Here is a 23,386-nt window from a genome sequence, read left to right as displayed (position 1 = left end):
GCTTCTGCCCGCGCAGATCAGAACTCGGTCACGCGCCGCGTCGTCTCCGGGTCGAGGAAACCCGCGACCGTGGCATCGGTCTCGAGCTGCAGCGCCCGGTGCAGGTCCGGCACCGCGGCGTGATTGAGAACGCGTTTCATCGCGCGGACCGACAGGACGGGGAGGTCGGCGAGCCGTTCGGCGGTCTGGACAGCCACCGCGATCAGCGCGGCGTCGTCAACCACCTTCCACGCCAGTCCGATCTCGCCCATGTCCTGCGCCGAATACCGGTCGCCGAAGATCAGCATCTCGCGCGCCTTGTTCAGCCCGACCAGCGCGGGCAGGAGCGAGGTGACGGCCCCGGTGACGAAAAGGTTCAGCGAGACCTCGGGGAAGAAGCCCTTGGCGCTTTCGGCCCAGATCGGGAAGTCGCAATTGATCGCCCATTCCAAGCCGCCGCCGACGGCCCAGCCGTTGATCGCGCCGACCACGGGTTTCTCCCCCAGCGCAATCGCATGGGTCGCGCGCTGGATCGCGTGCACGATCTCGCGGGCCTCGGTCTCGGTTTCGGGATGGGTATGGGCCTTGCGGTCATCGCCCGCGCAGAAGGCCTTGCCCGCCCCGGTGAAGATGATCGCCTTGGTGGCCGGGTCGGCATTGGCGTCCTCAAAGGCGCGCGCGACATCGGCGACCAGCTGACGGTTCATCGCGTTGAGGCGTTCGGGGCGGTTGAGGGTGATGGTGCGCACGCCCTTGGCGCCAAGCTGGCTCAGGACGGTGTCGTAGCTGAAATGGCTCATTGGAAACTCCGGATGACGCGTTTGGTCTTGCCCTCGGTGCGCGGGAAGCTGTGGGCGGGCAGGAGGGTGACGCTCGCCGTCGCACCCAGTTTCGACTTGATCCGCTGCTCCACCTTGCGCGCAAGATCGGGCGTGGCGTGGACGCCTTCCGCCAGTTCCGCGCTGACTGGCAGGGTGTCATAGGGCGGCGGCGTGTCGAGGGTGATGCGGTAGTCGCCTGACAGCTCGGGGATTTCGTTGAGCACCGCGGCGACCATCGAAGGGAACATGTTCAGGCCTCGCACGACCACCATGTCATCGGAGCGCCCGACGACCGAGAAACGAAACCCGGTGCAGCCGCAAGCGCAGGGCTCGGTCTCGCCGATGGTGATGATGTCGCCCGTGCGGAACCGCACCAGCGGCTGGCAGTCGCGCACGAGGTGGGTCAGAACCAATTCGCCGCGCGCCCCGGCCTCCAGCGGGATCGGCGCGTCGGTATCGGGGTCGATCAGTTCGGGATGCAGCACGTCGGCGGCCATGAAATGCAGCTTCGTGTCATGCGGACATTCCGCCGCGAAGTTCGAGAAGACGTCCGAGACGCCGTAATTCGCGTTGCGCGGCTCCATCCCCCAGGTCACGCGCAGGCGGGCGCGGAAGGCGGGGTCGTCGAGCCCCGGCTCGCCCCCGAACAGACCCAGCTTGAGGCCCAGATCGCGCGGCGTCAGTCCGGGGTGTTTCTCGGCGATGACCCGTTCGAGGACGGACGGGTAGGAGGGCGTGCAGGAAATCGCGGTGATGCCGACCTCGCGGATCGTCTGGATCAGAAGCTCGGTCGAGCCGACGCCGAAAGGCACGACCAGCGCGCACGTGGCCTCCAGCGTCATGTGATCGGTCAGCCCGCCCATCCACATCTGGTAGTTCAGGCAATGCACCACCGTATGCTCCGCCGTCAGCCCCGCAGAGCGGTGACAGCGCCCGCCGACCTCCTGCGTCACCAACGCGTCGCGGGCCGAGAGCGCGAGGTTCATCGCCTGACCCGTGGTGCCCGAGGTTCGATGCAGGCGATTGGCGGTGCTGCGCGTGGCGGCGAGGTAGTCGCCGAAGGGCGGATGCTCGGCCTGCGAGATCCGCAGTTGCGATTTGTCGGAGAGAGGCAATTCGGGCAGGTCGCGCAGATCTTCGGGCGGCCTGCGTCCCTGCCAGAGCCTTTGGTAGAAGGCAGAATGCGCGGTGACATGGGCGCGCTGCGCCTGCCAGCGGCGTTCGATCTCGGGCTGCAGCTCCGCGCGGGAGAGTTTTTCGGCGCCAGGAATGGTGCTCATGCCGTCATCCCCCGGTCCCAGAGCAGCGAGAGCGTCTCCAGCACCGCATCGCGATCCTGCGATATCTCGATCAGCGCGGGGTCCTTCGCCAGAAGAAGATTGGAGAGGTATTGATCGACCATGCCCCCCAGCGCATAGGCGCGGCGCAGCAATTCGTCGCGTGGGGGCGCCGTCTTGCCCTCATGCCGCTGCCTGCGTTCCACGGAGGCGACCACCGCCTCGATCCACTCCCGGTTCAGCGTCTGAAACGCCGCCTGCGCCTCGGGGAAGCCGTCGGTCGGGTGGATCAAGCTGCGCATCAACCCGCTATTTCGCTCGAACAGACGGAGATAGGCGCGGGTCGCCGCGCGCGGCGCATCATGGCCTTCGCGCTCGCTCGCCGCGCGCATCGCCAGTTGGAGGAAGGCCACGAAGTCGCGCAACAGGCTGTCGAGCAGGGCGTTACGATCCTTGAAGTAAAGGTAAAACGTGCCGTTCGAGACGCCGGCTTCCTTGCAGATTTCCGCCACGGTCAGGCCCTGCGGCCCGCCGTCTTGCAAAACCTTACAGGCGGCGATCTGAAGCTGGGCGCGGGTGCGCTCTCCCTTCGGGCGTCCGGCGCTGGTCGTGGCAAGATGCTCCGGGAAAGAGAACACGGCGGCGTCCTGTGACGCATTTGCGAGAGAGGGCTTCACGTTTCCGCTCCAAATATGAAACTGACGTCAGTTTTATATTTAGGGAGCGAGACTCCGTCAACGCTGACGTGACCCTGCGTCACGTCAGGGCAATGCGCTCAGGTCGTGGAAGGTGCCAGATAGACCTCGCCCGGGGCGAAGGGGAGGAAGCGCTCCGCCGCGATCCCCGAGGCTGCGAGGCTACGACCCAGCAGGGCGGGCGGTTCCTCGCGCGGCTCGTCGGTCAGCTGGAACGTCCCCCAATGACAGCCAAGCGCCTGCGTGGGGCCGATATCGGTGAAGATGCGCACGGCCTCCTCGGGCGCGACATGCTGGGGCTGCATGAACCAGCGCGGTTCATAGGCGCCGATCGGGATCACCGCGATGTCCGGCGCGCCGTGCCGGGCGCGGATATCGCGAAAAAGCGCCCCGTCGCCATAACCGGTATCGCCCGCGAACCAGATCCGGCTCTGCGGCGTGTCGATCCAGAACCCGCTCCAGAGCGCCATGCGTCGGTCGCCGAGACCGCGCGCCGACCAGTGGTTCGCAGGCGTCAGCGCAACCGAGATGCCGGGGGCCAGCGCGATCCGGTCGTGCCAATCCCCGGTTTCGATCTGCGCGTCGCGCACCGCTTTTCGCACCGTCGCATCCGTGCCCAGCGGCATAATCATCTTCGGGCGGTGGCGCGCATGCAGCTTGCGCAAAGTGACGGTGTCGAGATGGTCGTAATGGTTATGGCTGATCAGAACCGCGTCGATCGGCGGGAGAGTGTCGAAGGCGACACCGGGCGCGGTGACGCGCCGGGGCCCGGCAAAGCGCAGCGGGCTCGCGCGCTCCGACCAGACCGGATCGGTCAGCAGGTTTAGCCCCGCGACCTGAATGAGCACCGAGGCATGGCCGACCATGGTCAGCCGCGCCGCGTCGCTACGCGCGGGCGGCACGCTCGGCGCGACGGGGACATGTTTGGGCCAGCGCGCCCGCTGCCCTTCGCGATGCCATTTGAGAATATCGCGCAGGGAGCGATCGGTAGAGGGCTGTCCATGCGGGTGAAACCGCTCGCCGTCGAAATGGTCCGTGACCGGGCCGGAATAGTAGCGGTTACGTGCCATCTCGTGCCTGTCTTTGTCTTTAGGGGGGAGCGAACCGGACCCGGCCTGTCGCGTCTCGGATATCAGCGCGCCAAGGCCTCGAGATGGGCCGCAGCCCCTTCCGCGAGCGCGGTCGGGTTATAGCCGCCCTCCAGACAGGAGACGATACGCCCCTCGCAACAGCGGCGCGCGACGCCCCGGATCGCATTGGTCAGCCACCAGTAATCGCCCGCGGTCCAGAGCAGCCCGGAGATATCGTCCTCGCGATGCGCGTCGAACCCGGCGGAGACGATGATCAGCTCCGGTTTGAAGGCCTCGAGCCGGGCCAGCCCGTCTTCCCAGGCGACCTTCATCTCGGAGGCGCCGCTTCCGCTGGCGAGCGGTAGGTTGAGCACGTTGTCATGCGCCCCGGTCTCCGAGCGTGCCCCGGTGCCCGGCCAGAGAGACTTGGGCTCCTGATGCGACGAGATGAACAGGCTGCGCGGCTCGTCCCAGAGGATATCCTGCGTGCCATTGCCGTGATGCACGTCGAAATCGAGCACCGCAACACGCGACAGGCCATGCCGTTCGAGCGCATGAAGCGCCGCAAGCCCGGTATTGCCATAGATGCAGAACCCCATCGCCCGCGTCCGCGTCGCATGGTGCCCCGGAGGGCGGGTCGCCACGAAGACGCGCTTGGCCTCGCCCGAAAGAACAAGATCGACCGCCTGCAAGGCACCGCCCGCGCCCAGACGGCTCGCACGGCGCGACCCGGGCGAGACATGGGTGTCCGAGTCGAGATCGGCATGCTCTTGCCGCGCGAAGACCTCTTCGAGCGCTTCGAGATAGGCCGGATCATGGCCCAGCCGGAGATCCTCGTCGCTCGCCTCACGCGCCTCGATGACGGGCAGCTCCATCTCGTCGATCAGTCCGCGCACCGTCTCGAGCCGCCACGGACGCTCGCGATGATGAGGCCCGGTATCGTGACCGAGGCAATCCTCGTGGGTGATCGTGACGAAACTGCTCATGAAGCTCTCCAGAGAAGGGGCGTATCGGGGCTATAGGCGCGAGTCGGACCCCGCCGCACCGTTACTCGTCCGGTGCTGCCCGTTGCGAAGCTGCGTCAGCCTTGGGGAAATGACAAGCACCCCCAAGGACGGAAACGCGCTTCCGCCGTGACTTTGAAGGGACGTCGCCTAAACGCGGCGCATTGCTGTCAGCAGGGTGGCCCGATCAGAAACACGGGCGGCAGTTCGCGCGCGCGGCGCTCTGCCAGCCGTCGTTTCGCGGTGGCCAGCTTGACCTGCGTGACCTCGAGGCGCACCAGCGCCCGGCTGCGCGCGTCATAGAGCCGTCGTATCGGTGAACCCGGATTTCCGATCATTCCCGGACGACGGTCCGCGCTTGGCGGAAACCAGTCGTTCAAGGCCACAAGCGCGTCTCGCCACGCTCTGTCCGCCTCGATGTAACGCTCGAACGCAAGACGCAAAGCGCGGCGGCGCGTCGTGAGTTCCGGTCGCATTCTCTCTCCTCCCCAGAAGATTCGACATTCTCCAATTATAGCAGAAACGCGGCGAGTCGTCAGATTTTGCTGGGCTCCGCGGCGATCACCGTCTCGAACACGGTTTCGCGAGCAGGGCAGGAATTCCTTGTCTTGACGCTTTGGGGTTGCATTAAATGAACCATCGTTCATTTAATATGAGCGCCCCCATGGAGGATCGTTGGCCCGATGTGCCGGCGATGGGGTGTCAGAGGAGGAAATCATGCATAGCGAGACGAACCCGCACCCTGAACTCGGTGTGGCCCCGAAACGCGGTCTGGCCCATGTCGCCGGGCCGACCGATACCCCGCTGATCGAGGACACGATCCCGGCCGTGCTGAAGCGCAGCGCCGCGCGTTGGCCTGATCGCGAGGCTGCCATCTTCACCTCGGAAGGCATCCGCTGGACCTGGGCGGAATTCGCGGCACGGGTCGATCGGCTGGCCTCGGGTCTGCTTGCACTCGGTCTTCGCCATGGCGACCGGCTCGGCATCTGGTCGCCCAACCGCTCGGAATGGCTGCTGACGCAATTCGCGACGGCGCGGATCGGGGTGATCCTCGTGAACATCAACCCGGCCTATCGCCTGCACGAGCTGGAATTCGCGCTGCGCAAGACAGGTTGCCGGGGGCTGGTGCTGGCGGAGACCTTCAAGAGCTCGGATTACCTGTCGATGATCCAGCGCCTGCTGCCGGAGCTTGCGAAGAGTGAGCCCGGACAGCTCGAGACGCGCAAACTGCCCGACCTGCGCGATATCATCACGATTGGCGAGACCCAGCATCCCGGATGTCATCGCTTCTCGGATGTGGAGGCGCTGGGCGAGGCGCAGGACCGGGCCGCGCTCGATCCGATCACCGCTCGGCTCGACCCGAACGAGCCGATCAACATCCAGTTCACCTCCGGCACGACCGGGTCGCCGAAAGGCGCGACGCTGACCCATCGCAACATCGTCAACAACGCGCATTTCGTGACCCACGCGATGTTGGCGACCGAGCAGGACCGCGTCTGCATCCCGGTGCCGTTCTACCACTGTTTCGGCATGGTGATGGGCACGCTGGGCTGTGTCACCAAGGGCGCGACCATCGTCGTGCCGAGCGAAGGCTTCGATCCCCAGAGCGTGCTGGAATGCGTCGCCGCCGAGCGCTGCACCGCGCTTTACGGGGTGCCGACCATGTTCGTCGCGATCCTGGAGCATCCCGATTTCGCGAACCACGATCTGTCCTCGCTGCGCACCGGCATCATGGCGGGCGCGCCCTGTCCGATCGAGGTGATGAAGCAGGTGCAGTCGAAGATGCACATGTCGGAAGTGACCATTGCCTACGGGATGACCGAGACGGCGCCGGTCTCGTTCCAGTCGGCCACCGATACGCCTTTGGAGAAACGCGTCTCCTCGGTCGGGCTGGTGCAGCCGCATCTCGAGGTGAAGATCGTGCGCGAGGATGGCTCGCTTGCCAATGTGGGCGAGCAGGGCGAGCTGCTGACGCGCGGCTACTCGGTCATGTGCGGCTATTGGGGCGAGCCCGAGCGCACGGATGAGGCGCTCGATGCCGACGGCTGGATGCATACGGGCGATCTCGCCCGGATCGACAGCGAGGGCTATTGCAACATTACGGGCCGGGTGAAGGACATGATCGTGCGCGGCGGCGAGAACGTCTATCCGCGCGAGGTCGAGGAGTTCCTCTACACCCATCCCGATATCAGTCAGGCGCAGGTCTTCGGCATCCCGGATCACAAGTTCGGCGAGATCGTCGCCGCATGGATCGTCCCGCGCAACGGGGCCGAGCTGACCGAAGACGCTATCCGCGCGTTCTGCCGCGATGAGATCGCGCATTTCAAAGTCCCGGCGGTGATCCGCTTCAAGGAGAGCCTGCCGCTGACGGTCTCGGGCAAGCCGCAGAAATTCGTCATGCGCGATGCGATGATCGAGGAGCTGGAACTGGAGGTCGAGGCGACCGCCTGAGCTGTTTCAAGTGTTGCGAGCGTCGCGCGGGGTCTCCGCGCGGCGCTCTCTGCGTCAGGCTGCCTCCTTGGGTTTATGCGTGCCATTGAACCGCGCGCGCAGCGGCAACAGGCTCAGCGCCGCCGTCGTCGCAAAGCCTGCGCCGGCCAAGAAGGTCCATTGGGCGCCGCCGATTTCCCAGAGCGCCCCGGCCAGCACGCTTGCAATCAGAAGCCCCACGCCGGTCACGAGGTTGAACATGCCAAAGGCGGTGCCGCGCAGCTCTGCCGGGACCGCTTCGGCTACCAGCGCGGCCAGCAGCCCCTGGGTGAAGCCCATATGCATCCCCCAGAGCAGCACGCCGACCGCAAGCCCGCCGATCCCGCCGACCAGCGCCAGCGTCAGGTCCGCCGCGATCAACAGCCCCAGCCCGACCAGCAGCAGCCCCACGCGCCCGACCCGGTCGGAAAGCGCACCCACCGGATAGGCGATCAGCGCATAGACCGCGTTCATGCCCACCAGAACCAGCGGTACCAGCATCACCGGAATGCCGTCGTCATTGGCGCGCAGGATCAGGAAGGCCTCGCTGAACCGGGCGAGGGTGAAGAGCGTCGCGACCACCACGACCCACCAGAACATAGGGCCCAGGAGCTTGAGTTCCGAACGGGCGAGGGGATTGCGCACGCGGCGTTGCGTGCGGGGATGGACAGGCTCTTTCACCACGAACAGGATCAGCCCGAGCGACAGGAAGGCCGGGATCACCGCGACCCAGAAGACCGAGCGGAAATCGTCCGAGAACAGCCACATCAGCCCGATCGCGGCGAGCGGCCCGAGGAACGCACCCACCGTGTCGAGCGATTGCCGCAACCCGAAAGCCGCACCGCGCATTTTGCCTGGCGCGAGGTCGGCGATCAGCGCGTCGCGCGGTGCGCCCCGGATGCCTTTGCCCACCCGGTCGATGAAGCGCGCGGCCACCAGCCAGTCGAAGGTCGGCGCGAGCGGAAAGATCGGTTTCGTCACAGCCGCCAGCCCGTAGCCGAGCGCGGCCAGCTCCTTGCGCCGCCCGATCCGGTCCGACAGCGCGCCCGAGAAGACCTTGGTGATCGCGGCGGTGGCCTCGGCGATCCCTTCGATCACGCCCACCGCCAGCGCCGTCGCGCCAAGCCCGGTCATCAGATAGACCGGCAGCAGCGCGTGGATCATCTCGGAGGAGATATCCATGAAGAGCGACACGAACCCCAGCGCCCAGATGCCCACCGGCAATCCGCGTCCAAACTTGCCCGCTGGCGTGTCCTGTGCCTCTTGCGCGTCGTCCGTCATGTGCCTCCTGCAAGCGCCGTGAGGGGCTTAGTGCCCGCGCGCCTGTGCCCTGCGATCATAAAGCGCGCGTATGAGCAAGGCCATCGCCCCCTCAAGCGGCAGCCAGACGAGGCAATAGAGCCAGACCAGCAGCGCGGGACCCCAGCCGATCGGCGTCACGAAAAGCCCGTAAACCGCGATCAGCGTGCCCAGCAATTGCGTGGCCTCGGTCGTCGCAAACAGCCGCAGCGCCGGGAAGGGCCGCCGCCAGAACCAGCTTTGATGGCGCGTCACGAACAGCGTCATATGCCCCGAGACGAGAAGCTTGAGGAAGATGATCGTCTGGATCTGCTCGCGCGGCAGGCCGAGATAGGCATCGACGAACCAGAACAGCACGAAGGTCTCGATCACCCCGGTCACGCCAAGTGTCGCTGCCACCGTCAGCACGCGTCGCATGTCCCAGCGCACCGGGCGTGGGGAGACCGAGACATTGTCATAGGCGATCATCATGATCGGGAAATCGTTGAGCACCGCCAGCAGCACGATCATGATCGCGGTGACGGGGTAGAAATCGAAGATCAGGATCGAGAGCGTCATGAACAAGAGCACACGGATCGTCTCGGCCACGCGGAAGGTGGCGTAGCTCGTCATCCGCTCGAAGATCCGCCGCGCTTCCTCGATGGCCGTGGTGATGATCGACAGGCCCTTGTCGGTCAGCACCAGATCGGCGGCGGCGCGCGCGGCATCGGTGGCCCCGCTCACCGCAATCCCGGCATCGGCCTTGCGCAGGGCAGGGGCGTCGTTCACCCCGTCCCCGGTCATCGCGACGATGGAATGCCCGGCCTGCAACACCTCGACGATGCGGAACTTGTGCTCGGGCAGGACGCGCGCGAAGCCGTCGGCGGCGCGGACATTGGCCTCCACCGTCGCCGGGTCGCCATCGAGCAACTGGCCCGCCGGGTAGATTTTCTGCCCGAGATCGAGCTTGCCCGCGATTTGACGCGCAATGGCCTCGTGGTCGCCGGTGATAATCTTGACGTCGATCCCCATGTTGCGGGCCTCAGCGATGGTGCTGGCCGCATCCGGGCGCGGCGGGTCGATGATCGGCAGCAGACCGAGGAATTCCCAATCCTGCCCGGCGCGCTTCTGTGCGGCCCCGAGCGCGCGATAGCCCTGCTGCGCAAGGGTTTCGACCTCGTCCTCCACCGCCTTGCGCGCCTCATCTGCGAGGGCTGCAAGCTCCACGATCACCTGCGGCGCACCTTTCGCGACCTGCCAGCGATCTGCCTCGTGCCGGACCTCCGCCTCGCTGCGTTTGCTGACCGGATCGAAGGGGGTGAAGCTGAGCGTCTCGATAGCGTCGAGCGCAATGCCCTCCGCCGCCGCCAGCACCGCCTTGTCGATCGCATCGGGCGCGTCGCGGTCGCAGGCAAGCGCCGATGCGCGCAGCAGGTCGTCGACCGCGATGCCCTCTGCCGGGCGCGGGTCCTCGACCGTCAGCTCGTTCAGCGTCAGGGTTCCGGTCTTGTCGGAGCACAGCACATCGACGCCCGCCAGCTCCTCGATCGAGACCAGCCGCGAGACGATCGCCTTCATCCGCGCAAGCCGTTCCGCGCCCACCGCCATCGTCACGGACAGAACCGTGGGCAGCGCGACCGGGATCGCCGCGACCGTCAGGATCAGCGCGAACTGGATCACCTCGAGCGGCGGGTTGTTGCGCTGGAACGAGACGATCACGATCATCGCCACCAGAACCAGCGCCGCCGCGATCAGGAAATTCCCGATCTGCATCACGGCTTTCTGGAAATGCGATTTGCCGTTCGTGGTCTGCACGAGCGAGGCGGTGTGGCCGAAATAGGTCTCCATCCCGGTCGCCGTGACTTCGCCGGTCATCTCGCCCAGCTTCACCACCGAGCCGGAATAGGCGCTGTCACCGACCGCCTTGTCGACGGGCAGCGACTCGCCCGTCAGCGCCGCCTCGTCGATGGAGAGATATTTGCCCTCGAATAGCGTCAGATCAGCCGGGACGATCTGACCGATCGACAGGCGCACGATATCGCCCGGCACCAGGTCACGCGCGGCGATCTCCTGCCATTGCCCGTCGCGTTTCACGCGGGCGCTCGGGGCCAGCTGCGCCTTGAGCGCCGCGATGGCCGAACTCGCCTTGCTCTCTTCCTTGAAGCCCACGGCGGCGTTGAGCAGCAGCATCACGAAGATCACCGCGAAATCGGACCAGTCGCGCAGCACGAGCGACAACAGCGCCGCCAATTCGATCAACCACGGGATCGGCCCCCAGAAATAGCCCGCGATCCGTTGCAGCAGGGTTTTCTCGTCGCTTTGGAGCGCGTTGGGACCATATCGCTCGAGCCTCTGTGCCGCCTCTGTCGCGCTCAGACCTGTCTTGCGGTCCGTTTGCGGCACATCCTGCGTCATCGGTTCAGCGACGGTCTGATCCATTGTTCGTGTCTCCAGCTTTGGCCCCGAGTTTGCCGAGCCACTGGCCGATTTCCGGCCAGACATTCGAGAGGGTATGGCTGCCCATGAAGAGGCCGATATGCCCGCCCTCGACGAGGCGGCGCACGATATCCTTGCGCGGCGTGCCGAGCAGCGTCTCGGCCGCGAAGACCTGTTCGCGCGTGGTGATGTCGTCCGCCTTGCCCGCAAGCAGGAAGGCCGGGCAGGTGATCGCGCTCAGATCGAGCTTGCGCCCGAGGCCCACGAATTCCCCCTTGGCGAACAGGTTCTGTTTGAACAGCAGGTCGATCGCCTGCAGGTAATAGCGCCCCGGCAGGTCGATGGGGTTTTCATACCAGCTCTCGAACCGCTCGGTGCGCTTCATGAAATTGCGGTCATCGATATGCTCGTAGAGATCGACGAACTTGCCGAAATACTGCTGATCGGCATGCATGTTCTTCCAGCCGGTGAGCATGAACCGCCCCGGCATCCGGCCCTCACCGGCCTCGACCATCTCCTGATAGGCCGAGAGCGGCATCTCATGGGCGAGCTTGCGGATCGGACCGTGCCCGGCATCGGTGTCGATGGGCGAGCCCGCCAGCACGAGACCCGCGACCTTCTCGGGGAAGCGCGCGGCATACATCGCCGACATCCAGCCACCCTGACACAGCCCCACCAGCATCACCCGCCCGCCGAGCTCATCGACCGCGACATTGATCTCGGCGAGGTATTTGTCGATGTCGAAATCGCGCATCTCGGGCGTCGCGCTTTTCCAGTCGGTGCACAGGACGCGGCCGAGACCTGCATCCAGCAGCGTCTCGATCAGGCTCTGGCCCTTGGCATAATCCGCGATGGTCGAGGAATGCCCGGCATAGGGCGCATCCACAATCACCGGAATGCCGCCGCCCGTGCCGCCGAAATCGCGCAGCCGCATCGTGTCGAGATCGAGCAGAACGGCGTTCTTCGTGGCCCATTTCGGATCGGGCGGGTGCGTGATCTTCGCCGCCTCGTCGAGATAGGTCAGCCCTTTCTCGACCGCGTCGAGCCCGATCTTCTGCCACTCCATGGCCGCCGCCATCGGCCAGAAGAAGGGAACGCTGTGTTCGTAGGTGTTCTTGGCATCGCTCATGTTCGACACTCGCAAGACGCTTTGGTGCACAGATGCACTCTTTTGAGACCCCAAGGCCGGTTAGAATGCAAGCGCAGCAAAGCCCGAGCGCGCGAACGTGAAGCTTATGTGTGGAACGGTGAGGCGGTTTTGGCGGCGGGTGACGCTTTCTTAATCCGTGCTCAGAAGCGCCGTGACCAGCGCGCTGGACGGGTCGGACAGCTCCTCGATCACGTCGAAATGGTGCCGCCCGTAGGCCGCGACCAGATCGGCTTCCGGCCAGTGCTCGGCGAGCAGGGACGACTGGCGCAGGAATTCCGGACGCTCCGCCGCGCCGACCCAGACGGTGACCTGCACGCCGGGGCGCAGCTTCAGCAGGGCGGGGCTCTCGCTAGCGGCGATCTCGGGCGTGATCCCCAGCCGCGCGTTCATCGAATGCATCTGCAGCGGGCGCAGATCATGCACGCCGCTCACCGAGATCACTCGCCGGATGCGCGCTGCGGTTTCGTCTGACAGCGCGCTGCCCTCGGATACCGACCGCGTTACCAGATGCCCGCCCGCAGAATGGCCGACGAGATGGATCGGGCCCTCCACCAGCTCTGCTGCGTGATCGATGGCGCGCGCGACCTGCTGCGCGATGCCGGGAATGCTATTCTCGGGGGCGAGCGTGTAGCCGGGCAGGGCGACGGTCCAGCCCTGCGACAGCGCGCCCTCTGCCAGATGGGACCACATGTCCTTGCTGAATTTCAGCCAGTAGCCGCCATGGACGAAGACCACGAGCCCCTTGGACGCGCCTTCGGGGCGGAAGATGTCGATCTTTTCTCGGGGCGCATCGCCATAGGCCACCTCGCTCATCCGATCGGCATGGCGCGACCGGAACTCGGCGGCGCGCTTGGCCCAGAGATCGGGGAAGCTGCTGCCATTCTCGATATAGCCGCCGTTCTCGAAAGCGTCTTCCCAGTCGATCCCGCTCAGGTCTTCCATGTTCCCTCCCGCTCGTTTCGCGTCCCATTTGGAGACAGAGCATATAGCGCGGGATATTGCGAGGGCATGGTTGCGCGGGTAGCGTGCGCCGGAGCCGAAACTTTCGTGATCCATCAGCCGATTGCCGGGTTTCGAGACGCGCTTTCGGGCCGTGAGAACAAGAGGAAGACGACCATGCCGAACCTGCCGAGAAAGCACCTTTTCGATCTGCCCGAGGGGGTGATCTATCTCGACGGGAATTCGCTCGGGCCGCTGCCGCGCGGCGTGGCGGAGCGGCTGGAGAGCTGCGCACGCGACGAATGGGGACAGATGCTCATCCGGGGCTGGAACGAGGCGCATTGGATGGATCAGCCCGCCCGCGTCGGCAACAGGATCGGTCGGCTGATCGGCGCGCCGGAGGGCTCGGTCGTGTTGGGCGATACGCTTTCGATCAAACTCTATCAGGCACTGGCCTCGGCGCTGGAAATGCGGCCCGACCGCAAGGTGATCCTGTCGGACAAGGGCAATTTCCCGACCGATCTCTACATGGCGGACGGGCTGATCCGCTCGCTGGCTCGCGGGCACGAGCTGCGCACGCCGGCCCCGGAAGATGTGGTCGACGCCATCACCGAAGATGTCGCGGTGGTGATGCTGACGCAGGTCGATTACCGCACCGGACGGATGCATGATTTCGAGGCGATCACCCGCAAGGCTCACGCGGTCGGGGCGGTGATGATCTGGGATCTCGCCCATAGCGCGGGCGCGGTGCCGGTGGACATGACCGCGAACGGGGCCGAATTCGCGGTCGGCTGCACCTATAAATATCTCAACGGTGGCCCCGGTTCCCCGGCCTTCATCTATGTCCGCCCCGATATCGCCGACACGGTGCGCCCCGCGCTGAGCGGTTGGCTCGGCCATGAGGCGCCCTTCGCCTTCGATCTCGACTACCGCCCCGGCCGCGCGGTCGAGCGGATGCGCGTCGGCACGCCGCCGGTACTGCAGATGACCGCGCTCGAAGAGGCGCTCAAGGTCTGGGACGGGCTGACGATGGAGGAGGTACTTAAGCGCTCCGTCGAGCTGTCGGAGCTCTTCATCCGCGAGGTCGAGGCGCGCTGTCCCGAGCTGACGCTTCTCAGCCCGCGCGACCCGGAGGCGCGCGGCAGTCAGGTGTCGTTCGGTTTCGCTGACAGCTACGCGGTCGTTCAGGCGCTGATCGCGCGCGGGGTGATCGGCGATTTCCGCGCGCCCGACGCGATGCGCTTCGGCTTCACGCCGCTTTATCTTGATGAAGACGATGTGACCCGCGCCGCTGGAATCCTCGGTGAAGTGATGGCGCAGCGGGCCTGGGATACCCCTGCGTTCAAGGCGCGCGGACGGGTCACCTAACCGTTCGCCTTTGCGCGATCGTCAGCCCGGCGTCGTGAACTCGGCGACCAATTCGCGGATCAGCTCGCGCAGCCAGACATGGCCCTGATCCCGGCGTAGATGCGGGTGCCACGCGATCTGGCTGGGGAAGGTGCCGAGGTCTATCGGCACGGGAACATCGCGCAAGCCATAAGGTCCGGCGGTCATCGCGGCGACCCGCGCAGGCACCGTGGCAATCCCGCCCAGCCGAGCCACCGCAGGTGCGGCGGTCAGGAAATGCGTGACCACGACAGCCGTGTTCCGGTGCAAACCTGTCGCCTCGGTGCGTTTGTGAACTCCGGTGCGCCACTTGCCGGGCGGGGCGACGACGACATGCGGCAACGTCTCATAGAGGTTCCGGTCGAGCGACGCGCCCTCGGGTAAAGCCTGTGGGGCCACGATACAGCGGAACCCGTCCTCGAACAGGTCGGAGACCACGAGATCCTCGGGTGGGGAGTCGAACCGCCCGACCGCCAGATCGAAAGCCCGCCCGGCAAGCGCGCGGGGGTCCAGATCGGGACCGATGGGCGAGATTTCGAGACGCGCCGACGGTGCCCTGTCCGCAAAGGCCGCCGCAAGTTCCGGCGCGAGAACGATCTCGGCATAGGGCCCCAGCAACAGCCGGAAGCGGCGCGTGGTGCGCGCAGGATCGAAAGGCTCGGCGGCGCGGAAGGCCTGCTCCAGCCGCTCTAGCCCGGCGGCGATGTCGGGCGCGATCTCGAGGGCCTTTTCAGTCGGCTCCACGCCGTAGCGGGCGCGCAGGAACAGCTCGTCACCCAGCGCCGCACGCAGACGTGACAGCGCCGCGCTCACGGTGCTCTGGGATTGGCCGAGCCGCTGGGCGGCGGCGGTGACATTGCGTTCTTCCATGACCGCATGGAACACGCGCAAAAGCGATACGTCGGGTGTCATGTCTCCGGAATATCGATTTCTGACGTTGTCTGCATCAATTTCTCGATCAGTGAACGCAACCTATCTCTGCTGGGACGCGTTGACGGCCCGAGACGAACAGGACCGGAAATGCCCTGAAACGCACAACGAAGGAGGCCAAACCCATGGCACGTATTCTTATTCTTTCGACCGCAGCTGATGCCCTTGGCGACACCGGCAAAAAGACCGGCGTCTGGTACGAGGAATTGGCGACGCCCTATTACGCCTTTCTCGATGCAGGCCACGAGGTGAAAGTGGCCACGATCGGCGGTCGTTCGATCCCGATCGACCCGAATTCCGACGTGACCGGCGACGACGCCCCGGCCTCGGTGACGCGCTTCCGGGATGACGCCGACGCCAAGGCGGTTCTGGAAAACCCGTCGCGGATCGAGGACGAGGACATCACTTCCTATGATGCGCTCTACATCCCCGGCGGCCACGGCGCGATGTATGACCTCGCCGAGAGCGATATCTCCGCGAAGGCGATCAGCACCGCTTGGGATGGCGGCAAGATCGTTGCTTCGGTCTGCCACGGCCCGGCAGCCTTCGACAAGGTGAAGGACAAAAACGGCGACTCCATCGTGAAAGGCCGCAAGGTTTCGGCCTTCACCGATAGCGAGGAACGCGGCGTGGGTCTTGCAGACGCGGTGCCCTTCCTGCTGGAAACCCGCCTGCGCGAGCTTGGCGCGAAGTTCGAGAGCGTCGACGACTGGCAGCCCCATGCGGTGGCCGATGGGCGTCTGGTGACCGGCCAGAACCCGGCGTCGTCCGACGCGGCTGCGAAAGAAGTGCTGGCCCTGCTGGGCTGATACCGAGAGGCGCCACCCGGCCCGGGTGGCGCCTTCTTCGTTCCCACAATTCAGAGAGGCTGACATGTCGAAAATCATTCTCATCACCGGCGCCTCCACCGGGATCGGCGAGAGCTGCGCGCGCCATGCGGTCGAAGCGGGTCACAAAGTGGCTCTGGCCGCGCGCTCCGAGGACAAGCTCGAAGCGCTCGTCAAGGATCTGGGTGAAGACAACGCGCTCGCACTGCCGACCGACGTCACCGACCCCGACGCTCAGGAACGCATGGTCGCGCGCGCGGTCGAGCATTACGGGCGTCTCGATGTGGTGCTGGCCAATGCGGGCGTTGGCGCTTCGGCGCGCGGGACCGAGGCCGGATCGGTCGAGAGCTTCCAGAAGATGATCGAGGTGAACTGCCTCGCCGTGACCTACACCGCGAAATTCACCCTGCCGCATCTGCGCGCCTCGAAGGGGCATATGGTGCTGACCGGCTCGAAGGCGTCGCAGGGCGCGATGTTCGGCTCGGTCTATTCGGCGACGAAGTGGTTCATCCGCGGCTATGCCGACAATCTCGGCGAGGAGCTTGGCGCGGCGGGCGGTCGCGTCACTTGCCTGCATCCGGGCATGGTGGACACGCCGTTCTTCGACGAGGCGAAACCGGATGCGCTGCGCCCCGACGATGTCGCGCGGGCCTTCCTCTTTGCGATCGACCAGCCCGATCACGTTCTGATCCCGCATCTGCCGGTCTATCCGAAGCCGAAGGCGGATTGATCGAGTCGGGGCGCGCCCGATCTCGTATGAGTGACGCCGGCCCGTGTCGGGGGCCGGCTCCTTGCTGTTTCGACCCTCTGAGAGCCCGGCTCAGATCGGGTAATGCTGCTTGGGGTCCTCGACGGTGATCCAACGCAGATCGGTAAATTCGGCAATGGCCGCGCGTCCGCCGAACCGCCCGTAGCCCGAGGCCTTGACCCCGCCGAAGGGCATCTGCGGCTCGTCGCCCACCGTCGGACCGTTGATATGGCAGATCCCGGTTTCGAGCCGGTTCGCCAGCGCCATCGCGCGCGAGACATCGGCGCTGAAGATCGCGCTCGACAGCCCGTATTCGGTGTCATTGGCCACTTTCAGCGCCTCTTCGTCGCCCTTCACGCGGATGATCGATTTGACCGGGCCGAAGCTCTCCTCGGCATAGATGCGCATGCCTTCCGACACCCCGTCGAGCAGCGTGGCCGCGACGATCGTTCCCTCGCGAGAGCCACCGGCGACCAGCTTCGCGCCTTTGCCGGTCGCGTCGGCGATCAGCGCGTCCATCTTCTCGGCCGCCGCTTCAGAGACAAGCGCCCCCAGCGCCACCTCGCCGCGGGGATCGCCCGCGGGCAGGGCGCTGGCGCGTGCGGCGAGCTTTTCGACGAAAGCGTCGGCGACTTTCTCGTCGACGATGATCCGCTCGGTCGACATGCAGATCTGGCCCTGGTTCATGAAGGCCCCAAAAATCGCGGCATTCACCGCCCCGTCGAGATCGGCATCGTCGAGCACGATCAGAGGCGCCTTGCCGCCCAGCTCCAGCAGCGAGGGCTTCAGATGCTCGCCCGCAAGCCGCCCGATGATCCGACCGACGGCGGAGGAGCCGGTGAAATTCACGTGCTTGACCGCGGGATGCGCGATCAGCGCCTCGACCACATCGGCCGCGTCCTCGGGGGCGTTGGTCACCACGTTGAGCGCGCCCTCGGGCAGTCCGGCTTCGGCGAAACATTCCCCGATCAGGCGATGCGTCGCGGGGCACATCTCGGACGCCTTCAGCACCACGGTATTGCCGCAGGCAAGCGCCATCGCGACCGCCCGCGTGCCGAGGATGACCGGCGCGTTCCACGGCGCGATACCGAGGCAGACGCCCTTGGCGCGCGCAACGCCCATCGCCATCGTGCCGGGCTTGTCGGAGGGGATGATCTCGCCGCCGATCTGGGTGGTCATCGCCGCAGCCTCGCGGATCATGCCTGCCGCGAGATGGACGTTGAACCCGGCCCAGGGCCCGGTCGCGCCGGTCTCGGTGATCATCGCCTGGATGAACTCGTCGGCTCTAGCCTCCATCACGTCAGCGGCTTTCGACAGGATCTTGCGTCGCCCGTTCGGCCCGGTCGCGGACCAGCCGGGAAAGGCGCGCGCGGCAGAGGCCACGACAGTCTTGACATCGTCACGCCCCGCCGCGGCGGCGCGGGTGGCGACCGCGCCGGTGACGGGATCGATCCGGTCGAAACTTGCGCCCGAAGCGGCAGGGGCGGAGGCCCCGTCCAGCAGCATTCCGATCTCTTTCATGGGTATTCTCCTCCTCGATTTCTGTCGCATTTGCGGAGTACCGCGCGCGCCCGTCGGGTGTCGCGTCTTCCGCGGCAATCACAGCGATAGTCCGGGCACCGAGGTGCGGATTGCAAGGGGGGGGACGTCACAAAGCCGAAGCGGCGGGGGTAGCCTCCAGGTGGAGAGCGTCAGGCCGACGCTCTCCGAACCAGATCGGGCGAAGACCTCGGTCAGACGCGCAGCGCGTCGGCGGGGTGCTCGACCGAGGGGGCCGTCTCCTCGGGCTCGGGATCGGCGGTACGGATGCCGAAATCCTCCAGCACCGCGAGGATCGCAGGGGTCACGAAGAGCGACAGCACCGTCGCCGCGCTCAGACCGAAGGCGAGGCTCGCCACGATCGGGCGCAGGAATTGCGCCTGCGTCGAGGTCTCCAGCAAAAGCGGGCCAAGCCCGACCACCGTCGTCAGCGAGGTCAGGAAGATCGCGCGGAAGCGGTCGCGCACGGCCTCCTTCCCGGCCTCGAGCATCGGGGTACCGGTCGCGCGCCGCTCGCCGATGAAGGCGTCGAGCAGGATCGCGTCGTTCACCACCACGCCCGCCAGCGTCGCCAGCCCCACGAGGCTCGGCAGCGAGAGCGGCAGGCCCAAGAGCACATGCCCCCACATCACGCCGATCAGGCTGAGCGGGATCGTCGCGATCACCGCGATGGGGCGGATGAAGCTGCCCATGTAGAAGGCCAGCAACAGATAGACCCCGATCGCCCCCGCCGTCATGAAACGCACGAGCGACGCGCCGGTGGTCGCGGTGTCCTGTTCCTCGCCCAGAACCTGCACTTTCACGTCGGGACGCTTTTGCGCCAGTTCGGGTAGGTAATCGGCCCGCATCGCGGCCATCAGCTCGCGCGAATTGGCCCGCGTCGGATCGATCGTGCCCTGTACCGAGACCGCGCGCTGCCCGTTCACATGGGTGATCGTGGTGTAGCCGCGCGTCTCGCTGACCGTGGCCACGGCCGACAGCGGCACCAGCGCGCCGTTCTTGCCGGGCACCCGCAGCGCCAGAACATCGCCGATAGCGCGCCGCTCGGAGGGTGCGAGCCGGGCGACGATATCGACCTGACCGCGCGCATCGGCGAAGCTGACCGCGCTGTCGCCACGGAAGGCCGCGCGCAGCTCCCCCGCCAGCGCGGCAGGCGTCACGCCCAGCAGGTTGGCCACTGCCGGTTTCATCCGCACCACCAGCTCGGGCTTGCCCGGCTGCAGATCGAAGGTCACATCGCGCACCCCGTCGAAGCCGCGGAAGAAGCGACGCAGCTCGCGTGCGGTGGTCGCCAGATCAGCGAGATCGGGGCCGGTCACCAGCAGGTCGATCGGTTTGCCACCCGCACCGCGTTCCTTGTCGGTGATCCGGAAGGCGGCCATGTCGGGCATCTTGCCGACCAGCTGCTTCCAGCGGTCGAGCACCGTGCCGACATCGGTGGTGCGCGTCCCTGCGGGCAGCAGCGAGGCGCTCACCGTGGCCATGTTCGGCCCCGTGGTCGGGCTGTCGGCATTGCTGCCATAGGTGATGGTGTAGCTTTGCACGAGGGGCTGGCCGTCCGGCTGAGCGGGGCTCAGCTCGGCATCCATCTCCTTGAGCGCCTTGACGACCTTGCTCACCCGCGCCTCGGTCAGCGAGAGCGGCGCGCCCGCGGGCAGCAAAAGCCGCGCCTCGACCGTGTCGCTCTCCAGCGTCGGGAAGCTCTGGTATTTCAGGAAGCCCCCGGTGAAGGGCGCGACCGAGAGCGACACGAGCAAGATCGCAAGCCCAAGCGTCAGATAGCGCCAGCGCAGCGCGACCCCGGCCAGCGGCACGATGACACGGTCGCGCAGCCGCTCGAAGACGCCGTTGACCGCGCGCTGGACGGGGCCGGGGCGCATGTCGTGTTTCAGCGAGTGGCGCATATGGGCGGGCAGGATCAGGAAGGCTTCGATCAGGCTGACCGTCAGCGTGATCAGCAGCACGATCGGGATGTATTTCAGCAGCGCGCCGATATTGCCCGTCAGGAAGCTGAGCGGCCCGATCACCATCGCCGTGGTCAGGAAAGACGCCAGAACGCCGGGAAAGACCTGCATCGTGCCTTTGACGGCGGCGACACGGGCGGGCTCTCCCGTTTGTCGCCGGCGCACGATGTTTTCCGAGATCACGATGGCATCGTCCATCAACAGACCCGTGGCGACCAACAGCGCCACCATCGTCATCATGTTGATCGTATAGCCCAGCATCTGCATCGCGAAGATCGCGCCGAGGAAGCTGATCGGCAGGCCCATCGCGACCCAGAAGGACATGCGCAGCCCGAAGAACAGCCACATCGCGACGAGTACGAGGATCAGGCCCTGCAGCCCGTTGACCCCGATGATGCGCAGGCGTTCGACGATGTTGCGCGTGGAATCCGCCGAGATCGCGAGCTGAATATTGCCCGGCGCCTCGGCCTGCGCCTGTGCCATCTCGCGATCGAGTGCGGCCCGCACCCGCAGCGCATCCTGCGAGGCGGTCTTCTGGACCGAGACGATGGCGGCGCGCTTGCCGTCGAAATAGGTGGCCTGCGAGGGATCGGCGAAGCCTTCGCGGATCGTCGCGACATCGCCCAAGCGCACCTCGCCGCCCGCAGCACTTCCCGCAATCGGGATCTGCGCCAGCTCGGCGGGCGTGCGCCTCTCGCCGAGAAAGCGGATCGCGACTTCGCCCGAGCGCCCCTCGAGCGAGCCCGCGGGCATGTCGAGGCTGTAGCGCGCCAGCGTCGCACCCACGGAGCCCATGTCGAGCCCGAAGCGCTCCAGCGCGGCGCGGTCGAACTCGATCGCGATTTCACGGTCAGAGAAGCCGTTCACCGAGACCAGCGAGATTGCCGGATCGGCGCGCAGTTGATCGGCGAAGCTCTGGGCATAGGCGTATAGCACCGCCGGATCGTCCGGCCCGGTCACCGCCACGGACGAGACCGAGGCGGTGCGCTCGACGATCTGCACCACCGGATCGTCGGCTTTGTCGGGGAAGGAATTGATCCCGTCCACCGCATCCTTGATGTCGTTGTAGAAGCGCGTCATGTCCGCGCCCTCGATCATCTCGGCGGTGATCTGGGCGCTGTTGTCGCGCGCGAGGCAGGTCAGTTTCGCAAGGTTCTCGACCCGAGTCAGAACCGGATCGGTCACGGTGCAGATGCCGGTCTCGACCTCCGAAGGCGCGGCGCCGGGATAGGTGATGCGGACCGAGACATCCGAGGGTGGCGTGGCCGGGAAAGTGTCGCGCTGCAGGCTCGGCAGCGCCATCAGCCCGAGGCCCGCAATCGCGATCATCGCGATATTGGCCGCCGTGCGATGACCAGCGAAAAGCGCGATCATTGCGCATCTCCCGCAGGCTTGGCGGCGTCGCCTTCGGGCGCGGCTCCTTTGCCCCCGCCACCTCCGCCGCCACCGCCACCGCTGCCCGGTTGCGGGCTGGTGGCCGTCTGGCCAAGCGCCTCGGCGGCAATCTCGGCCTTGCGCGCCTCATCCTCGGTCGCCTTGACCGTCATGCCCGGCACGGCGATCGAAGGGTCGGTGACGACCAGCTTGTCGCCCGCCTTGAGCCCCTGCGCGATCACCGCCAGATCGCCCGAGACGAAGCTGGTCTTCACCGCGCGCTTCTCCAGCGTGCCATCTTCCGACACCACCATCGCACTCCCGCCCGCGACCGCCTCGGCGGGCACGACGAGCAGGCTCTGCTTCGGCGCGGCGAGTTCCACCGCCACCACCATGTTGCGCCGCAGGGGCGGGCGCTCGCCCGCCTGCGCCTGACCCAGCGGATCGTCGACGCGCACCACGACGGGCGCGCTTTGCGTGGTCTCGTCGATCGCTTCGCCCATCCGCTCGACCCGGGCCTTCCAGACAATGGGATGCTCGGGTTCGGGCAGGGTGACGCGCGCCTTTAGATCGGTGACCTTGGTGCCATCGCCCGCGAGCCGGAGCAGGGGCCCCATCCGCCCGATCGGGAATTGCGCCGAGATATCGACGGCCGCCACGCCTTCGCCGCTCAGCAGAACCTGACCGCGATTGACGTATTGTCCCAGATCCGCGTCTAGCGCGTTCACCCGCAGCTCGAAAGGCGCGGTGATCGTCGAAAACCCGATGGACCGGTCGATCGTCGCCGCCTGCGTATCGAGCACCTCGCGTTCGGCCTCATTCAGCTTCAGCTGGCTCTCAAGATCGGTCACCTTGGTCTGCGCGGTCAGCTGCTGGCGGCGCGCCGCGTCGAGTTGGGGCTGGGTGATCCGGCCCAGATCGTGCAGCGTCTTCTGGCGGTCGAGCTCGTCCTGGGCGAGCGCAAGGTCGGAGCTCGCCAGCTCGAGGCTCGTGCGCACCGTCTCATCCTTGACCTTGGAGGCCGCGACCTGCGCCTCGAGACTGGCGCGCTGCAGCTTCAGATCGCTGTCGTCGATGGTGAAAAGCGGCGTGTCCTTGGCCACGATATCGCCCGGCGCGAGCGGCTTGGCGATGTCGCGGATTTCCCCCTCGATCCGGGCGACGGCGCGCCATTCGCGCACCGGCGCGACCGTGCCATAGCCGGTGACCCGCGGGATCATCTCGATCGGGGCGAGCGTGATCACCCGCACCAGCGTCGCCGGTCGGTTCGCCTCGCTCGGGCTGGGTAGAGATTTCAGATCGCCCGCAAAAACAATCGCCGCCACACCAAGTGCGCTCGGCACCGCCACCATCGCGAGCCGTGCGAGGCCCGTTCCAATTCCAACCATGACGTCCCTCTTCGCGCATGTCTTTTGACTACTTATGCAAACCTTGGCGCGCCGGGCTAGCGCAAATGTGACGCACCCCCTGAAAGGCCCCATGGCCGGGGCGGGGCGTCGC

General features: G+C 66.3%; 18 protein-coding genes. 4 read left to right on the top strand and 14 right to left on the bottom strand.

The features are described from left to right. Positions 1 to 17: 17 nt before the first annotated feature. From ACZ7GB_RS00480 to ACZ7GB_RS00455, 6 genes are all read right to left on the bottom strand, one after another. A complete protein-coding gene (locus tag ACZ7GB_RS00480; RefSeq protein WP_472157175.1) occupies positions 18 to 779 on the bottom strand; it encodes an enoyl-CoA hydratase/isomerase family protein in 762 nt (253 codons plus the stop codon). Then, entirely contained in the window at positions 776 to 2,080 is a 1,305-nt protein-coding gene (locus ACZ7GB_RS00475) for a phenylacetate--CoA ligase family protein (protein WP_472157173.1), read from the bottom strand. The genes ACZ7GB_RS00480 and ACZ7GB_RS00475 overlap by 4 nt, the downstream gene beginning before the upstream one ends. Further along, positions 2,077 to 2,715: a TetR/AcrR family transcriptional regulator gene (locus ACZ7GB_RS00470; protein WP_472157172.1), complete on the bottom strand. Its 639-nt coding sequence runs from the start codon at positions 2,713 to 2,715 to the stop codon at positions 2,077 to 2,079. Before ACZ7GB_RS00470 ends, ACZ7GB_RS00475 begins: the two co-directional genes overlap by 4 nt. A 137-nt stretch (positions 2,716 to 2,852) precedes the next feature. Further along, the gene (locus ACZ7GB_RS00465) at positions 2,853 to 3,842 is read right to left on the bottom strand and encodes an MBL fold metallo-hydrolase (protein WP_472157170.1); all 990 of its coding nucleotides are present in this window, start codon (positions 3,840 to 3,842) and stop codon (positions 2,853 to 2,855) included. Between the two features lie 62 nt (positions 3,843 to 3,904). After that, entirely contained in the window at positions 3,905 to 4,828 is a 924-nt protein-coding gene (locus ACZ7GB_RS00460) for a histone deacetylase family protein (protein WP_472157169.1), read from the bottom strand. Between the two features lie 188 nt (positions 4,829 to 5,016). After that, positions 5,017 to 5,322 (bottom strand): hypothetical protein, encoded by a 306-nt coding sequence (locus tag ACZ7GB_RS00455; protein WP_078539324.1) that lies wholly within the window; start codon positions 5,320 to 5,322, stop codon positions 5,017 to 5,019. A 241-nt stretch (positions 5,323 to 5,563) separates the two neighbouring features. On the opposite strand from ACZ7GB_RS00455, the gene ACZ7GB_RS00450 reads away from it, so the two are divergent. After that, positions 5,564 to 7,297: an AMP-binding protein gene (locus ACZ7GB_RS00450; RefSeq protein ID WP_472157167.1), complete on the top strand. Its 1,734-nt coding sequence runs from the start codon at positions 5,564 to 5,566 to the stop codon at positions 7,295 to 7,297. A 54-nt stretch (positions 7,298 to 7,351) separates the two neighbouring features. On the opposite strand, the gene ACZ7GB_RS00445 is transcribed toward ACZ7GB_RS00450, so the two are convergent. From ACZ7GB_RS00445 to ACZ7GB_RS00430, 4 genes are all read right to left on the bottom strand, one after another. Then, complete coding sequence (locus ACZ7GB_RS00445; RefSeq protein ID WP_472157165.1) at positions 7,352 to 8,596, bottom strand: MFS transporter; 1,245 nt, start codon at positions 8,594 to 8,596, stop codon at positions 7,352 to 7,354. Positions 8,597 to 8,623: 27 nt separating this feature from the next. Continuing rightward, on the bottom strand, positions 8,624 to 11,032 hold the full coding sequence (locus ACZ7GB_RS00440; RefSeq protein WP_472157163.1) for a plasma-membrane proton-efflux P-type ATPase: 2,409 nt from the start codon (positions 11,030 to 11,032) through the stop codon (positions 8,624 to 8,626). Next, complete coding sequence (locus ACZ7GB_RS00435) at positions 11,013 to 12,158, bottom strand: alpha/beta fold hydrolase (RefSeq protein WP_472157161.1); 1,146 nt, start codon at positions 12,156 to 12,158, stop codon at positions 11,013 to 11,015. Before ACZ7GB_RS00435 ends, ACZ7GB_RS00440 begins: the two co-directional genes overlap by 20 nt. Positions 12,159 to 12,308: 150 nt before the next feature. Next, positions 12,309 to 13,121, bottom strand: a complete 813-nt coding sequence (locus ACZ7GB_RS00430) for an alpha/beta hydrolase (protein ID WP_472157159.1) — start codon at positions 13,119 to 13,121, stop codon at positions 12,309 to 12,311. Positions 13,122 to 13,295: 174 nt separating this feature from the next. Between ACZ7GB_RS00430 and kynU the strand changes: the two genes are divergently transcribed. Continuing rightward, positions 13,296 to 14,486 carry a kynureninase gene (gene kynU, locus ACZ7GB_RS00425; protein WP_472157157.1) on the top strand — a complete coding sequence of 397 codons (1,191 nt, stop codon included), beginning with the start codon at positions 13,296 to 13,298 and terminating at the stop codon, positions 14,484 to 14,486. Between the two features lie 21 nt (positions 14,487 to 14,507). Here the strand turns inward: kynU and ACZ7GB_RS00420 are convergent, their stop codons facing one another. After that, positions 14,508 to 15,416, bottom strand: coding sequence for a LysR family transcriptional regulator (locus ACZ7GB_RS00420; RefSeq protein WP_472157155.1), 909 nt, complete (start codon positions 15,414 to 15,416; stop codon positions 14,508 to 14,510). Positions 15,417 to 15,559: 143 nt separating this feature from the next. Here ACZ7GB_RS00420 and ACZ7GB_RS00415 point away from each other — a divergent pair, with 143 nt between their 5' ends. Both ACZ7GB_RS00415 and ACZ7GB_RS00410 read left to right on the top strand, forming a co-directional pair. Beyond that, a complete protein-coding gene (locus tag ACZ7GB_RS00415; protein WP_472157154.1) occupies positions 15,560 to 16,243 on the top strand; it encodes a type 1 glutamine amidotransferase domain-containing protein in 684 nt (227 codons plus the stop codon). A 64-nt stretch (positions 16,244 to 16,307) separates the two neighbouring features. Beyond that, positions 16,308 to 16,991, top strand: a complete 684-nt coding sequence (locus tag ACZ7GB_RS00410; protein WP_472157152.1) for an SDR family oxidoreductase — start codon at positions 16,308 to 16,310, stop codon at positions 16,989 to 16,991. A gap of 90 nt (positions 16,992 to 17,081) precedes the next feature. On the opposite strand, the gene ACZ7GB_RS00405 is transcribed toward ACZ7GB_RS00410, so the two are convergent. From ACZ7GB_RS00405 to ACZ7GB_RS00395, 3 genes are all read right to left on the bottom strand, one after another. Continuing rightward, the gene (locus ACZ7GB_RS00405; RefSeq protein WP_472157150.1) at positions 17,082 to 18,530 is read right to left on the bottom strand and encodes an aldehyde dehydrogenase; all 1,449 of its coding nucleotides are present in this window, start codon (positions 18,528 to 18,530) and stop codon (positions 17,082 to 17,084) included. A gap of 212 nt (positions 18,531 to 18,742) precedes the next feature. Beyond that, on the bottom strand, positions 18,743 to 21,886 hold the full coding sequence (locus tag ACZ7GB_RS00400) for an efflux RND transporter permease subunit (protein WP_472157148.1): 3,144 nt from the start codon (positions 21,884 to 21,886) through the stop codon (positions 18,743 to 18,745). Then, positions 21,883 to 23,274: an efflux RND transporter periplasmic adaptor subunit gene (locus ACZ7GB_RS00395; RefSeq protein WP_472157147.1), complete on the bottom strand. Its 1,392-nt coding sequence runs from the start codon at positions 23,272 to 23,274 to the stop codon at positions 21,883 to 21,885. Before ACZ7GB_RS00395 ends, ACZ7GB_RS00400 begins: the two co-directional genes overlap by 4 nt. Between the last annotated feature and the right edge of the window lie 112 nt (positions 23,275 to 23,386).

It is taken from the genome of Thioclava sp. PTB-PU3-1, assembly GCF_055666785.1.
This window is presented reverse-complemented; position numbering and strand designations above follow the sequence as displayed.